Annotated in this window: 11 protein-coding genes and 1 pseudogene; 4 read left to right on the top strand and 8 right to left on the bottom strand. The window is 70.1% G+C overall.

Features of this window, described 5'->3' with window-relative positions:
• Positions 1-2: 2 nt before the first annotated feature.
• The 8 genes and pseudogenes from ATK36_RS10510 to ATK36_RS10545 form a co-directional block, all read right to left on the bottom strand.
• The gene (locus tag ATK36_RS10510; RefSeq protein WP_098514779.1) at positions 3-1,193 is read right to left on the bottom strand and encodes a cytochrome P450; all 1,191 of its coding nucleotides are present in this window, start codon (positions 1,191-1,193) and stop codon (positions 3-5) included.
• Positions 1,193-3,679 (bottom strand): AMP-binding protein, encoded by a 2,487-nt coding sequence (locus ATK36_RS10515; protein WP_098511082.1) that lies wholly within the window; start codon positions 3,677-3,679, stop codon positions 1,193-1,195. Before ATK36_RS10515 ends, ATK36_RS10510 begins: the two co-directional genes overlap by 1 nt.
• 1,058 nt (positions 3,680-4,737) lie before the next feature.
• Positions 4,738-5,139: pseudogene (locus tag ATK36_RS10520) on the bottom strand (YbaB/EbfC family nucleoid-associated protein); the annotation flags it as partial.
• Positions 5,136-5,528: a hypothetical protein gene (locus tag ATK36_RS10525; protein ID WP_098511084.1), complete on the bottom strand. Its 393-nt coding sequence runs from the start codon at positions 5,526-5,528 to the stop codon at positions 5,136-5,138. The pseudogene ATK36_RS10520 and the gene ATK36_RS10525, both read right to left, overlap by 4 nt.
• A 3-nt stretch (positions 5,529-5,531) precedes the next feature.
• The gene (locus tag ATK36_RS10530) at positions 5,532-6,629 is read right to left on the bottom strand and encodes a C40 family peptidase (RefSeq protein ID WP_098511085.1); all 1,098 of its coding nucleotides are present in this window, start codon (positions 6,627-6,629) and stop codon (positions 5,532-5,534) included.
• Positions 6,626-6,940 carry a hypothetical protein gene (locus tag ATK36_RS10535; protein WP_098511086.1) on the bottom strand — a complete coding sequence of 105 codons (315 nt, stop codon included), beginning with the start codon at positions 6,938-6,940 and terminating at the stop codon, positions 6,626-6,628. The genes ATK36_RS10530 and ATK36_RS10535 overlap by 4 nt, the downstream gene beginning before the upstream one ends.
• A gap of 78 nt (positions 6,941-7,018) precedes the next feature.
• A complete protein-coding gene (locus ATK36_RS10540; protein ID WP_098511087.1) occupies positions 7,019-7,828 on the bottom strand; it encodes a DsbA family protein in 810 nt (269 codons plus the stop codon).
• Positions 7,829-7,833: 5 nt separating this feature from the next.
• Positions 7,834-8,364, bottom strand: a complete 531-nt coding sequence (locus tag ATK36_RS10545) for a MauE/DoxX family redox-associated membrane protein (RefSeq protein ID WP_098511088.1) — start codon at positions 8,362-8,364, stop codon at positions 7,834-7,836.
• 86 nt (positions 8,365-8,450) lie between these two features.
• Here ATK36_RS10545 and ATK36_RS10550 point away from each other — a divergent pair, with 86 nt between their 5' ends.
• The 4 genes from ATK36_RS10550 to ATK36_RS10565 all read left to right on the top strand — a co-directional run bounded on the left by ATK36_RS10550 (position 8,451) and on the right by ATK36_RS10565 (position 13,444).
• On the top strand, positions 8,451-9,281 hold the full coding sequence (locus tag ATK36_RS10550; protein ID WP_098514780.1) for a glutamate ABC transporter substrate-binding protein: 831 nt from the start codon (positions 8,451-8,453) through the stop codon (positions 9,279-9,281).
• Entirely contained in the window at positions 9,278-11,698 is a 2,421-nt protein-coding gene (gene hrpB / locus ATK36_RS10555) for an ATP-dependent helicase HrpB (protein ID WP_098511089.1), read from the top strand. Before ATK36_RS10550 ends, hrpB begins: the two co-directional genes overlap by 4 nt.
• 76 nt (positions 11,699-11,774) lie before the next feature.
• Positions 11,775-12,689: an ATP-binding cassette domain-containing protein gene (locus ATK36_RS10560; RefSeq protein WP_098511090.1), complete on the top strand. Its 915-nt coding sequence runs from the start codon at positions 11,775-11,777 to the stop codon at positions 12,687-12,689.
• A complete protein-coding gene (locus ATK36_RS10565; RefSeq protein ID WP_098511091.1) occupies positions 12,686-13,444 on the top strand; it encodes an ABC transporter permease in 759 nt (252 codons plus the stop codon). The genes ATK36_RS10560 and ATK36_RS10565 overlap by 4 nt, the downstream gene beginning before the upstream one ends.
• Position 13,445 lies beyond the last annotated feature (1 nt).

A 13,445-nucleotide genomic window follows, 5' to 3' on the forward strand; every position in this document is an offset into this window, starting at 1 on the left:
GCCTACTCCGCCGGAATCAACCGCACCGGCAAGCTCCGGACACCCCAGGTGAAGTTCGACGCCGTGTACTTCGGTTCGGCCAACTGCTCGATCGAACCGACCTGGGTCACGAGTTCCTCGAGAAAGATCGACAGCTCCAGCCGGGCAAGGCGGGCGCCGAGGCATTGATGCCGTCCACCGCCGAAGGCGAGGTGCTTGTTCGGGGTGCGGGTCAGGTCGAAGCGCCCCGGGTCGGGGAAGGCTGCTTCGTCGCGGTTGGCGGAGATGTTCCACACCGTGACGCGGTCACCGGCAGCGATCTCGGTCCCGCCGATGCGAGTCGGGCGGGTCGCGGTGCGCAGGACGTGCACGCCGGGAGTGGTCCAGCGGAACACCTCCTCCACCGCGGTCGGCAGAAGCGCGCTGCCACCGGCGCGCAGGCGTGCCCATTCACCGGGGTTCTCCAGCAACGCGAGCACCGCACCCGCGGCCGAGTACCGCGTGGTCTCGTTGCCGCCGGCGAGGACCCCGTTGCAGTTGACCACGATCTCCTCGTCGGTCAGCGGACGGGTCTCCCCCGGGACCGACGTGAACCGCTGGTCATGCGCGATCCGGCTGACGAAGTCGTCCCCCGGCGTGGCACGGCGTTCGGTCACCAGTTCCGAGAAGTACAGAAAGATCTCCGCGTGCGCGGCGCGCCTGCTCTTCTCGTCCTCGCCTTCAAACGCGGCGTTCATGGTGCCGCCCAGCCAATCCCACTCCGCCCGCGGGACACCCATCAGCGCGCAGACGACCCGCGTCGGCACCCGGCGGGCGACCTCGACGATGTCGGCCTCGCCCGCGCGCAACGCCTCGTCGAGCAGCTCCCGCACCACCTGCCGGATCAGCTCCGGCGCGTGCGGGATTTCGGACGGGGAGAATCCTTTGGCCAGCACGCGTTTGAGCTGGGTGTGCACCGGCGGATCGGAGACGATCAGCATCCGCTGGGTGACCGCGGCCACTGCGGCCGGGTTGGTTTCCAGCCGCATGCCGTGGCGGGAGCTGAACCCTTCGGCGTCGTGGTAGACGCTCAGCGCGTCCTGGTAGCGGGTGAGCACCCAGAAGCCCGGCCCAGCCGGTTCGGGATGCCGGTGCACGGGGTCGTGCTCGCGCAGCCAGGCCAGGTGTTCGTGGAATCCGGTGCCCTCGAACATCCGGTCGTCGGTCAGATCCATCAGCACGGCAGGCCCCCGGTGGTCAGCAGCCGTGCCAGCGCGGGCACGGTGGTCTCGGCCAGATCGGTGCCGAACGTATGCCCGCCCGCGAACTGCCGACGGTAGAATTCTGTTGTGGTGTAAGCCTTCCACTCATCGAGTGCGACTGAGGCGACCAGCTCGTCGGCATCTCCGCCCCAGGCGTGCACCGGCGCGGCCAGCCGCGGCTCGGCGGACAGGGCGAAGGTCGAGGCGAGATTCCCGTCCCGGCGTAACAGGTCGACGAGGTAACCACGGCTGTCCTGGTCGAGTTCTCCTGCCGTCGCGGAATTGTGCGACAGCAGCTGTTCGATCGCCTCGTCGCTTCCGTACTCCCGTTCCCCGGAAGCCCAGGCGTGGGGTGGATCGGCGGCCGCGACGACGAAGGCCGACGGCGGACGACCGCGTTCGCCCAGGCGCCGGCTCACCTCGTAACCCAGCAGGCCGCCGAAGCTCTCACCGAAGATCACCAACGGCGTCGCCGGGGAGATCAGCTCGGCAACTTCGTCCACGATGGCTTCGGCCGCTTCGGCGAAAGTGGCCGGATGCCTTTCACGCCAACGATTCTCCCGGCCCGGCAGCTGGACCCCGACCACCGAGACCCGGTCGCCGAGCCGGTCCTGCCAGGATCGGTACCGTCCGCAGCCCGCGCCGCCATGTGGCAGGCAGAGCAACGTCGGACGGTGCGCCGGCGCAGGATGCCTGGCAACCAGCCACGGCGTGGCCTGCACAGGTTCCACAGTGGACGAACCCCGCCGATCGAGTTCCCTGGCGAGCGCGGCCGGCGTCGGATTGGCCAGCAGCGCGCTGATCGAGAACCGGATCCCGGTCGAGCGCCGCAGCGCCGCGACCGCCCGCGCGGCGAGCAGTGAATGCCCGCCCAGCTCGAAGAAATCCGCGTCGACGTCGGTGACCGGGCGTTCCAGCAGTTCACCGAACACCGCACACACCTCCACCTCACGCGGCGTACCCGGCTCACGCCCGGCCGGAGACCGCTCGGCCGCGGCACGGCCCAACGCCGGCCGGTCCACCTTGCCGTTCGCGGTCACCGGCAACGCCGGCACGAACTCCACAATGGACGGAACCAGATGCTCAGGCACCTTGACACGGCAGTGTTCGCGGACGATCGCGGCCCCGCCGGCCGGATCGTGCCCCGGCGCGAGCACGGCAGCCAGCCCGAGCGCCTCGCCGGACTCCAAGACGAACGCAGCCGACGTCGCGATCGCGGGGAGTTCCTCGACCACCTTCTCCAGCTCCGCGAGTTCGATCCGGAATCCGCGCACCTTCACCTGGTCGTCAAGCCGGCCGAGGTAGTCGAGCTGACCGTCCACTCTGGCCGAAACCACATCACCGGTCCGATAGAGTCTTTCTCCACCAAGGATTTCCGGCACCGAGACGAACGCTTCGGCCGTCAGATCCGGCCGGTTGCGATACCCGCGGGCGAGCGCTCCGCCACCAATGTACAGCTCCCCCGGCGTACCCGCCGGCACTGGTCGGCGGTTCTCGTCGAGCACGAAGGTCCGGTAGCCGGGCAACGCACGGCCGATCGTCGACACGTCGTCGCCGCGTGCGGTATCCGCCCAAGTCGCCGCGACGGTGGCTTCCGTCGGACCGTACACATTGAGCACCCTGCGGCCGTTCGCCAGCAATTCGGCCAGCCCACGCGGGCACCGTTCCCCCGCCACGACCACTAGCTCTACTGTGGACAGCGCAGTGGTGCAAGTGGACAGCAGCGAAGGCGTCAGACACACCGTGCGCGGCCCGATCGCCGCTATCCGACCGGCCAGATCAGCGTGTTCCGGATCGTCTTCGGCGAGGTCGATCACCGCGGTTCCCTGCCCGTGCAGCAAATGCAACAGCGTGCACCACAACCAGCCGTCGAACGCCGGGGACAACGCGTTGATCCCAAGCCCGCCGGCAGGCAGGTCCAAATCGGCCAGTGCGGCGAGCAACAGCCCGAGGCCACGGTAGGTGACCTCCACCCCCTTAGGCCGCCCCGAGGTGCCAGAGGTATAGACCACGTACGCGATCTCCCCGAACCCCGGAGCAGGCCAGTCACCTTCCCCCGCTTCGGGATCGACCCTCGGCAGCTCACCGGAACCGGGAAACGGCTTGTGCGCCAACACCACTTCCACCCCCGCGTCGGCGAGGACGAAGGCGAGCCGCTCGGCCGGATGCCGCTCGTCGAGCAGCACCGCGGTCGCGCCGAGCCGCCACACCGCCAGCAATCCGGCGGCGGCGAGCCGGGACCGTCCCGTGGCGACCCCCACCACCGAACCCACGCCGACCCCCGCCGCGACCAGCTCGGCCGCGATCGCCGCGGCCCGGCGGGCCAGCCCCGAGAAGCCGAGCACACCGTCCGGCGCGGAAAAGGCGGTTCCTACCGGGCTTTGCGCGGCCCAGCGGTCCACAGTGGCGTACAGGTACGCCAGCCGGTCGACACAATTCGCGGGAGCAGTGACGGACATCCGGGATTCCCATTCGTGAGGGAGGAACAGGGCGAAACCGGCATCGCCGGCCCGGAAACCCGACCCGCACCAGCACCGGCGTCGGTCGCGCACAGGTTAGTGAGCACCCACCCCGGCGACAACCAGACTTGATCGAACTTTGCCTCCCCCGGCCGTCTTCCGGGCGTTTCCGGGCCGGATCACTTGGCGGGGAAAGGGAAATACGCTATGGCCGAGTTCCCGAAGGGAACCTGCACAGTGGACCCCTCCCGTCCGCCCGAACCGTGCCCCATGCGGCACCCTTACCGAAGCCGCATACGACTCACTCTCCGTACAGTTCCGGAATGGACACTGCTCCGGAATGGACACTGCGTGGCACGCCGAGACCCGGACCTCTCACGACACGGTTGCCACCACCTACGCGGCGCAATCGACGCCGACCGGTACCTGCGCACCGCGCTGACCCCGTTCGCCGACGAGGCGCACCCCGCGGGCGGCGGCCCGGTCGCGGACATCGGCTGCGGCCCCCGACCACCTCGCCACCACCGCGAACAACCACCCCCGGCCAGCTCGACCGACAACAACAAGCCTTACCGGCAACTCCGACCAACCACCACCGCAGGACCACCCGTCCCACCACCCATATCGGCAACCACCCCCGCCGATCTCACCAAACCCCAACCATCCCCGCCGAACCCACACCCCGCATCAGCAACCGGCTCCACCCCAACCCCAGGGCGTCGGCAAAGCCGGTGTGAGGGTCCCTGCGCCGACCGCGGAGGTCCGTGAAGGTCTGTGAAGGGGCCCTTCACGGACTCTGAGTCTGTGAAGGGCCCCTTCACAGACCCGAGACAGGTCCGACGCACACCACGAGGTGGTCGCGCATCTCGAACACCTCCACATCGCCCGCTACCGGGCGTGATCGACGAAGAGGGCAAGCGCCGCCGATGATGCGCGGCAGCCACGGCTCACTCTGCTGATCACGAGCCCTCCACCAACTTTGCCGGGACCCCATCCCCACTCAGCACACCCGCCCTCACCTCGAAACCTCTCCGCCCCTACCGGCCGCCCCGCCGATCCCCCAGCCGTTCCGCGCGACGCCGCTGGAATTCCTCCACCGTCATACCCGGGTCGTCATCCTCCGCACGGGCCGGCGCCGGAAAGCCGGAGAGCTGTTCAATCAGCAGGGTCACGTCCTCGCCGAGCTGGAGTGCGACCTTGTTGTAGCTGTCCTGGGTGGCCTCCGTCATCGCGACGCGGGTGACCTCCAGGATCAGCGTCGCCAGCCGGGCCGGGTCGGTCGTGGTGACCGAGGGGGCCAGCCAAAGCCGGTGCAGGGCGCCCAATGCATCGACGGTCACTTCCACGGTGCCGTCGAGTGCGTGCGCCGAACCGCGGGCCGCGGCCATCAGCTCGGTGACCTTTCCGAGTGCCTCTTCCCGGGCACGCGCCTGGTCGATGAGGGCACGAGTGCTGATCACGACAGCTCCGCACGGCCGTAGTAGTCGTCCGGATCGTCGTAGTCCGGATCGTCGGGGCGCAGCGGCCGGTAGCCGAGTTCGGCGAGCTGGTCCGGCGCCAGGACCGGCTCCAGCACCTGGTGCATCCGGTCACCGGCCCGGCGGGTGGCCCGCCGGGACAGCTCCATGATCTGCGCGGCGAGCGCATCGGATCCGGACCGCAGCGCGCCGCGGGACAGGGTGAGCCCGGTCAGCAGCCCGCCCGGCGCGACCTCCACGGTCACCCCCGCCGATTCCGCCTTGCCCACCACCGGCCCGGTCCGCGCGAACCGGGCCGCGGCCTCCTGCCCGGTGCGCTCCGCCTGTTCCGCGACCCGCGCCGCGGCGAGGTCCACGTCGAATTCCGCCATCTCTCACCCCGTCGGCCGGTAGAACCCGATGAACTGCTGCCCGCTGTTGGTCGTGCGGATCTTGCTCACCTGCACCGGATCCCCGGCTTCGACCATCTGCCCGTCGCCGATCACCATCGCCACATGTCCGGACCACACCACGAGATCGCCGGGCACGAGCTGGTCGATCGAAGGCACCTCGGCGCCCACCGTCTGCTGGCGGGCAGTGCGCGGCAGCTGCAGGCCCGCGTCCTGATACGAGGTCATGGTCAGCCCGCTGCAGTCCAGACCCTGACCGCGCGAGGTGCCACCCCACACGTACGGCACACCCAGCTGTGACAACGCGGCGCGCACCGCTTTGGCCGCGGTCTCGTTGGGCGCTGTCACCGTTGTGCCGTTCGGCAGGTTGATCGCCACGCCGCTGCCAGGCTGCGGTGGGATCGCGACCGGCAGCCGCGGTTTGCCCGCGAACCCACCACCACCGTCTCCACCACCACCGCCGCCACCGGCGTGCGCGCCGTTGCTGTTGAACGCATGCGGCACGGTGGGTGCCGCACTGCTGGTGGTGGTCGCGTCGGAACCGCCGAGCCGCCCGCCGAGTTCGGTGAGCCTGCCGAGGGTCTGCTCGCTGAACGTGGCCGCCTGCCCGGTCAGCTGCCCGATCTTCGCCTGCAGCCGCATCAGGACCTGCCGGGCCGCGGCACCCCGGCTCTCCGGCGGCTGAATCCCGTTGACCGCCTGCAATGCCTTCATCGACGCGGCGATCTCCCGCACGATCTGATCGCGCACCTGATCGTTGCGGATCTCCCCGACGTGCAGTGCCTCGGCCGCCTCGGCGACCGCGCTTTCGATCTCCGCGCTCTCCTCAAGCAGGTCCCGGACGTGCTTCTCCAGCTCCTGCGAGCTGGTCACGGCCCGCTCGGAGGTACCGCCGGAACTGGCGTTCGCCAGGTTCACCCGCTGCGTCGCGGCGTGATCGCCGGTCTGGCGCACTGAAGTCTGCAGCGCGACGTGCCCGTCGCGCGCGCCGTCGATGGCCGGGGAATCGTGCTTCAGCTTGGCCGCGAACTGGTTGGCGGTATCCAGGCCACCGCGGACGAGGTGGTCGACAGGAGTGCTCACCCGAGCCTGCGCACGATGTCGCTGTGTTCTTGCTCGACCGCGGCGAAGTTGCCCTGCGTGGCACGGGCTGCCTCGCCGACCTGACGCCAGCTTCCGCCGAGTGCGTGCAACCGCTGCTGCAGTAAGCGCATCCGCTCGCCGTACGCACCGGCGAAACCGGATTCGTCCCCCATGGCGGAGAACCCGTCCCCGCCGAGTGTCACGTGCGGGCCGACATGCCGTTCCGCGGCCTGCCGCACTTCGTCACCGAGTGGATCGACCTGCCGCGCGTACTTCTCGTACGCGCCTTCGTCGACATGAAAACCGGACAAAACCCGTCCCTCCCCTGAGCCGTACGGCCAGGGTAACGGACGGGTCGTGCCCGGACAGGCGAAATGACCGGATCGAGGTCAGCCCGCGGTCCCGCCCAGCACCTTGCTGAGCCAGTCCGGCGTGGTCGGGATGGCCTTGCCGTTCACCGCGAGCGTCGGCGTGCCGAAGCTGCGCTGGCCCTGGTAGTCCTGCTGGAGGTTCGGATCGTTCACGGCCTGCTGGTAGGCCGCCTGCAGCTGCTGGTCATAGGCGCCGGAGTTGATCGCCTCCGCGAACTTCGGGTCGGTGATGCCGATGTCCTGGCCGAGCTTGATCAGCTGCGCCTTGTCGTAGCCGCGGCCGCCTTCCTCCGGCTGGTTCTTGAACAGCGCGTCGTGGAACGCGGTGAACTTCTGCGCGTCGGCCGCGGCCAGTGCCGCGTTCGCCGATTCCAGCGAGTACCCCGGCGGGTCGGAACGGTTGTTGAGCAAGATCATCATGTGGTAGCGCACGGTCAGCTTGCCGTCGTTGATCGCCTGTTCCACCTGCGACCCGTAGGTCTGCTGGAACTGGCCGCAGATCGGGCACAGGAAGTCCGCGTACAGGTCGACGGTCTTCGGCGCGCCCGGCTTGCCGACCGAGATCACCGCCCCGTCGCGCTTCTCCACCACGCCGGCCCCGAGCGTCGGGGTGGCGCCGGGCTTGATCGCGGTGTCCTGCGTCGAGTTCTTGCTCGAATTGATCCACAGCACCCCGCCGATCACGAGCGCGGCGATCACCACGACCGCGACCACGACCGCGATGACCCTCTTCCGGTCCCCGCCGGCCTGCCCCCGAGCCTGGGCGACCGACCTCGCGGCCGCCGCCTGCTGCCGGCTCTTCCGCGCGTTGCGCGCAGCTCCACCCACTGTTCCTAGTTCCCTTCCGCGATGTTCGTGGAGTAGTCGTCCGGGGCGCTGGCGGAGTTCCCGCCCGCGTCGCCGTTCCCGCCACGGCCCCAGCCGAGCCAGCCGTCGAGGGAAAGCCACGTGCGCGGCCGCACCAGCAGCCACACCGCGAGCACGGCGAATCCGACGTCCCGCAGGATCTCCTGCGGGTACGCGGTCTGCCCCGTGGCCACCTGCCCGCCGCCGCCGAAGCAGCCGCAGTCGATGCTCAAGCCGCGGGCCCAGGACTGCGCGATGCCCGCGATGAGCACCGCCAGCAGCACCAGCGTGGCCCCCGCGACCCAGCGCGTGGCCAGCCCGACCAGCAGCAGCAGCCCGAGCACCAGCTCCAGCAGCGGCAGCGCGGTCGCGACCGGGCGCACCAGCACGTGCGGCAGCACATCGTAGGCCTGCACCGCGAGGTAGGTCTGCCCCGGATCGGCGATCTTCAGACCCCCGGACACAAGCCACACGGCCGCCAGCCCGAGCCGGGCCAGCGTGCCGATCGTGTCGAGCACGGGTTGGGGCAGTCGTCGCACGCGCATAGGCTAGCCGCCTGACCTGAGAACTCTGTGAGCAGCGGACAGCACGATCGGAGGGGATGATGCGGGCTCGCCGGCTGCTGGCCGTGCTCTTTCTGCTGGTCGGCTGCGTTTCCTGCGGGGTGGGCACGGCATCGCCGGACGATCCGCTGACCACCCGGGCGCGTGAGGCGGGGCACCTGACGATCGGCATCCGGTTCGACGCGCCGGGGCTGTCGCAGCGCACCATCGACGGCCGGTTCACCGGTTTCGACGTGGACGTGGCCACCTACGTCGCCAGCGAACTCGGCGTGCCGCCGGATCGGATCGCCTGGCGCGAGACCACCCCGGCCACCCGGGAATCGGATCTGGCCTCGGGCGTGGTGGACCTGGTCGTGGCGACCTACTCGATCACCGACAAGCGCAAGCAGCAGGTGAGCTTCGCCGGGCCGTACTTCGTCACCGGGCAGGATCTGCTGGTGCGCTTGACCTCCACCGACATCGTCGGGCCGGAGAGCCTCAACGGCCGGAAGCTGTGCTCGGTCAGCGGATCGACGCCCGCGGAGGCGGTCCGCGACGAATTCGCGCAGCAGGTGCGGCTGGTCGAGTACCCGCGTTATCCGGACTGCGTCACGGCGTTGCTGGCCGGGCAGGTGGACGCGGTCACCACGGATGCGGCGATCCTGGCCGGCTACGCCGCGCAGAACCCCGAGCTGCTGCGGGTGGTCGGGCGCACGTTCTCCGCCGAGCGCTACGGTATCGGCCTGCGCCGGGGCGATCTGGACGGACGGCAGGCGGTGGACGAAGCGATCAGGCAGATGATCTCCGACGGCGATTGGCAGCGTTCGCTGCAGGCCAACCTCGGCTCGTCGAACTACCCGCTGCCGCAGCCTCCGGAGATCACCGAGAAGTGACCAACCTCGAACGGCTCCCGGACCTGCCCGTCCGCGCCGTGCTCCCGGACGTGCTGAGCGCGCTGGACGGCCATGGCACCGCGGTGCTCGTCGCGCCGCCGGGCACCGGCAAGACCACGCTCGTTCCGCTGGCGCTGGATCGCGGCGAAGGCCGGGTGGTCGTTGCCGAGCCACGCAGGCTCGCCGCTCGTGCCGCGGCGTCCCGGATGGCCGCGCTCCTGGGCGAACCGGTGGGCGAGACGGTGGGGTACGCGGTGCGTGGAGACCGGAAGGTGTCCGCGCGAACCCGGATCGAAGTCGTCACCTCCGGCCTGCTCGTCCGCCGCGTGCAGCACGATCCGGAGCTGCCCGGAGTGTCCACCGTGCTGCTCGACGAATGTCACGAGCGACATCTCGACGCCGATCTGCTGCTCGCTCTGCTCCTCGACGTCCGCGCCGGGCTGCGGGACGATCTGCGGCTGCTGGCCACCTCGGCGACTGTCGCGGCCGGACGGCTGGCCGAGCTGCTCGGCGACGCGCCGGTGGTGACCGCGCAGGCTCGCACGTATCCGGTCTCAGTCGGTTACCGGCCACCCGCCCGGGGCCAGCGCATTGAGGCGGCGGTCGCCGCCACCGTCCGGAATGCACTGTCCGAAGGGGACGGTGATGTCCTGGCTTTCCTGCCTGGCACCGGGGAAATCTCCCGCACAGCAGCACAGCTGGGCGGGCTAGACGCCGACGTGCTGCCTCTTCACGGCAGGCTTTCCGTGGCACGACAAGACGAAGCGCTCCGGCCTCGCGATCGGCGACGGGTAGTGCTGGCGACCGCCGTGGCGGAGTCCAGCCTCACCGTGCCCGGCGTACGCGCGGTCGTCGACTCCGGGCTTTCGCGGGTACCGCGAGTCGACCATCGCCGTGGTCTCGCCGGGCTGGCCACCGTGCGCGTCTCGGCCGCGGTGGCCGAGCAGCGGGCGGGACGAGCCGGCCGCGAGGCACCGGGGCGGGCCTACCGGTGCTGGCCGGAACACGAGCAGGCGACGCTGCCCGCCTACCCGGAGCCGGAGATCCGCACGGCCGAACTCGCCCGCTTCGCTCTGGAGTTGGCGTGCTGGTCCACTCCGGACGGTCGCGGGCTGACTTGGTGGGATCCGCCCGGCGAAGGCGCGCTCGCCGCGGCGCGCAGCCTGCTCGTCACCCTCGGCGCGACGACCCCGGACGGCGCGATCACGCCGCGCGGTCAACGGATGGCGGACCTCGGCCTGCACCCCCGGCTGGCCCGCGCGTTGCTGGACGGCGCAGCAGCGGCCGGCACACGCACGGCCGCCGAAGTGGTCGCCCTGCTCGACGCCGGAGCAACGCTCACCGACGTCGAGGCCGAGCTACGCCGGCTGCGCTCTGCGCACGACGACGCGGCCCGCCGGTGGCAGCGGGAAGCCCGTCGGCTGGCCGGAATGGTCGACGGTCCTGGTGGTGCCGCCGCGGATCCCGCGCTGGTGGTCGCGCTCGCGCATCCGGAACGGCTGGCGCGCAAGCGTTCCGGCTCGGCACCGGTGTACCTGATGGCGAGCGGCACTGCTGCCGAGCTACCCGCCGGAAGCGGGCTGGGCGACGCGGAATGGCTCGCCGTCGCCGAGGCCACCCGTGCTCCCGGACGAGCGCAGGGCACGATCCGGCTCGCCGCGACGGCGGACGAGCCACTCGCCGTCCGTGCCGCACCGGCGTTGTTGTCCGAAGTGGACGAAGTGCACTGGGACGGCGACGTGGTGGCGCGGAGGATCCGCCGGCTGGGTTCGATCGTCCTCTCGGAACGTCCACTCCGGAATCCTGACCCGGCGCTGCGCCAGGCCGCCGTGCTCGCCGGGCTTCGCGCCGAGGGGCTGGGCCTGCTGCACTGGAGCCAGGACGCCACCCGGCTCCAGGAGCGGATGGCGTTCCTGCACCGGGTGCTCGGCCCGCCGTGGCCGCCGGTGGACGACGACACACTGCTATCCGAAGTGGACAAATGGCTGGACCTGTCCGGAGTACGCCGGCGCGCCGATCTGGCCGGGACCGACGCCGGCGGGGCGCTGCGTGGACTGCTGCCCTGGCCGGAAGCGGCCCGGCTGGACGAACTCGCCCCGGACCGGCTGGCCGTGCCGTCCGGCTCGCACTACCGCGTGGACTACCGCGGTGACCAGCCGGTGCTCGCGGTCAAGCTGCAGGAGACCTTCGGCTGGACGCAAACCCCGGCGCTGGCCGACGGCCGGGTACCGGTGCTGCTGCATCTGCTGTCCCCGGCAGGCCGCCCGGCCGCGGTGACCGCCGATCTGGCGTCCTTCTGGCGCACCGGCTACGCCGCGGTCCGCGCCGATCTCCGTGGCCGCTACCCGAAGCACCCGTGGCCAGAGGACCCGGCCACTGCCACGCCGACTCGGCACATCAGCCGCAGGTCCCGCTGACTCTGGTCGAAAGTCGGGGGAATCCACGGCCGATCAGCCGATGTCCGCGGAGCCATCGGTGGCGCAGACTCGGGCTATGATCACGTTTCGCGGATTGACGAAGCGCTACGGTGCGAAGACCGTGGTGAACGGCCTCACCTCGGTCGTCGCGCCCGGCGTGGTGACCGGATTCCTGGGGCCGAACGGCGCGGGCAAGTCCACCACCATGCGGATGACCGTAGGGCTCGACCGTCCCTGCTCCGGTGACGTGCTGATCCAGCGCGAACCGTACGAGCAGCTGCGCTATCCGCTGCGGGAGGTCGGTGCGCTGCTGGACGCGAAGGCAGTGCACCCGGGCCGGAGCGCGGGCAGGCATCTGCTCGCGATGGCGCGCAGCAACGGCATTCCGGCACGGCGCGTCGAGGAAGTGCTGGCCACCGTCGGGTTGAGCGACGTGGCAGGCAAGCGCACCGGGACGTTCTCCCTCGGGATGAGCCAGCGTCTCGGCATCGCGGGGGCGCTGCTCGGTGATCCCGCGGTGCTGATGTTCGACGAGCCGGTGAACGGTCTCGATCCCGACGGCGTCCGCTGGGTCCGTCAGCTGATGCGTTCCCTCGCCGAAGAGGGCCGCACGGTGTTCGTGTCAAGCCACCTGATGAGCGAGATGCAGCTGACCGCCGGCCACCTCCTCGTGATCGGCAAAGGCAAGCTGCTCGCCGACGCACCGATGGACGAGTTCATCGCCGGAAATTCGCGTAGCGGCGTGTCCGTACGAGTGCCCTCGCCCGGCGAACGCACGACGCTCGCCGAGAAACTGCGTGCAACGGGTGCGTCCGTGAGCCCGGGCGAAGACGACGAACTGCTGGTCGACGACTCCACAGTGGACAAGGTAGGCGACCTCGCGCACGAACTCGGCGTACGGCTGCACGGTCTCAGCAAACGAACCGCCTCGCTGGAACAGGCGTACATGGAACTGACCGCGTCGTCGGTGGAATACGGAGTGTCGGCATGACAAAGCTCGCGATCGCCTCGGAGTGGACGAAGTTCTGGTCTGTCCGCGCCACTTGGTGGTGTCTGGGTAGCGGGGCGCTGATGATGACGCTCTACGCGGTCGTTTCCGGGCTCTCGCAGCAACCCGATGGAGATCGGCCACAGGCGGCGCACGGCATCGCCCTGACCGGCGCGGTATATCTCGTCGAGTTCTTCGTGATCGCGGCGGCGACGTTGTTCGTGACGAGCGAGTACGCCAGTGGCTCCATCCGGTCGACCCTGCAGTGGGTTCCGGTGCGCTCGCGGGTGATCGTGGCGAAGGCAGCCGTGCTGGTGCCCGTACTCTTCGCCTTCGGAGTGCTGGTTTCCGCTCTCGGGACAGGCGTTGCGACCCTGGCGATGAGCAACGGAGGACTACCGTCGACGTTCGGCCAGGCCACGTCGACCGCGCTGGGCATGGGCGCCTACTTCGCGCTGCTCGGCTTGCTGTGCCAGGGAATCGCGTTCATGCTACGCAGCGCCGCAGGCACTCTGGTGATGACAATCGTGCTGCTGCTGCCGTTGCCGCTGGTGCTCTCTCAGTCGGTGTCCCGCGAAGCGAGCGACTACTTTCCTGCCTTCGCGGGAATCTACTCGATGGTGCCGTCGGGGGAAAACGAGCCGCTGTTCGGCGGCGTTCCCCCGTACAGCCCCTTGATCGGCGTGCTGGTGTGTCTCGCGTGGGCCGCGGCGGGACTGTTCGGCGGCACGATGCTGTTGAAACGGCGGGACGCCTAGG

It is taken from the genome of Amycolatopsis sulphurea (assembly GCF_002564045.1).
GTDB lineage: Bacteria > Actinomycetota > Actinomycetes > Mycobacteriales > Pseudonocardiaceae > Amycolatopsis > Amycolatopsis sulphurea.

Bases quoted from the DNA above. Each gene is read 5' to 3' on its own strand.
- ATK36_RS10510 (WP_098514779.1), bottom strand. From the start codon at position 1,193: ATGGATCTGACCGACGACCGGATGTTCGAGGGCACCGGATTCCACGAA.
- ATK36_RS10515 (WP_098511082.1), bottom strand. From the start codon at position 3,679: ATGTCCGTCACTGCTCCCGCGAATTGTGTCGACCGGCTGGCGTACCTG.
- ATK36_RS10525 (WP_098511084.1), bottom strand. From the start codon at position 5,528: ATGGCGGAATTCGACGTGGACCTCGCCGCGGCGCGGGTCGCGGAACAG.
- ATK36_RS10550 (WP_098514780.1), top strand. From the start codon at position 8,451: ATGCGGGCTCGCCGGCTGCTGGCCGTGCTCTTTCTGCTGGTCGGCTGC.
- ATK36_RS10560 (WP_098511090.1), top strand. From the start codon at position 11,775: ATGATCACGTTTCGCGGATTGACGAAGCGCTACGGTGCGAAGACCGTG.
- ATK36_RS10565 (WP_098511091.1), top strand. From the start codon at position 12,686: ATGACAAAGCTCGCGATCGCCTCGGAGTGGACGAAGTTCTGGTCTGTC.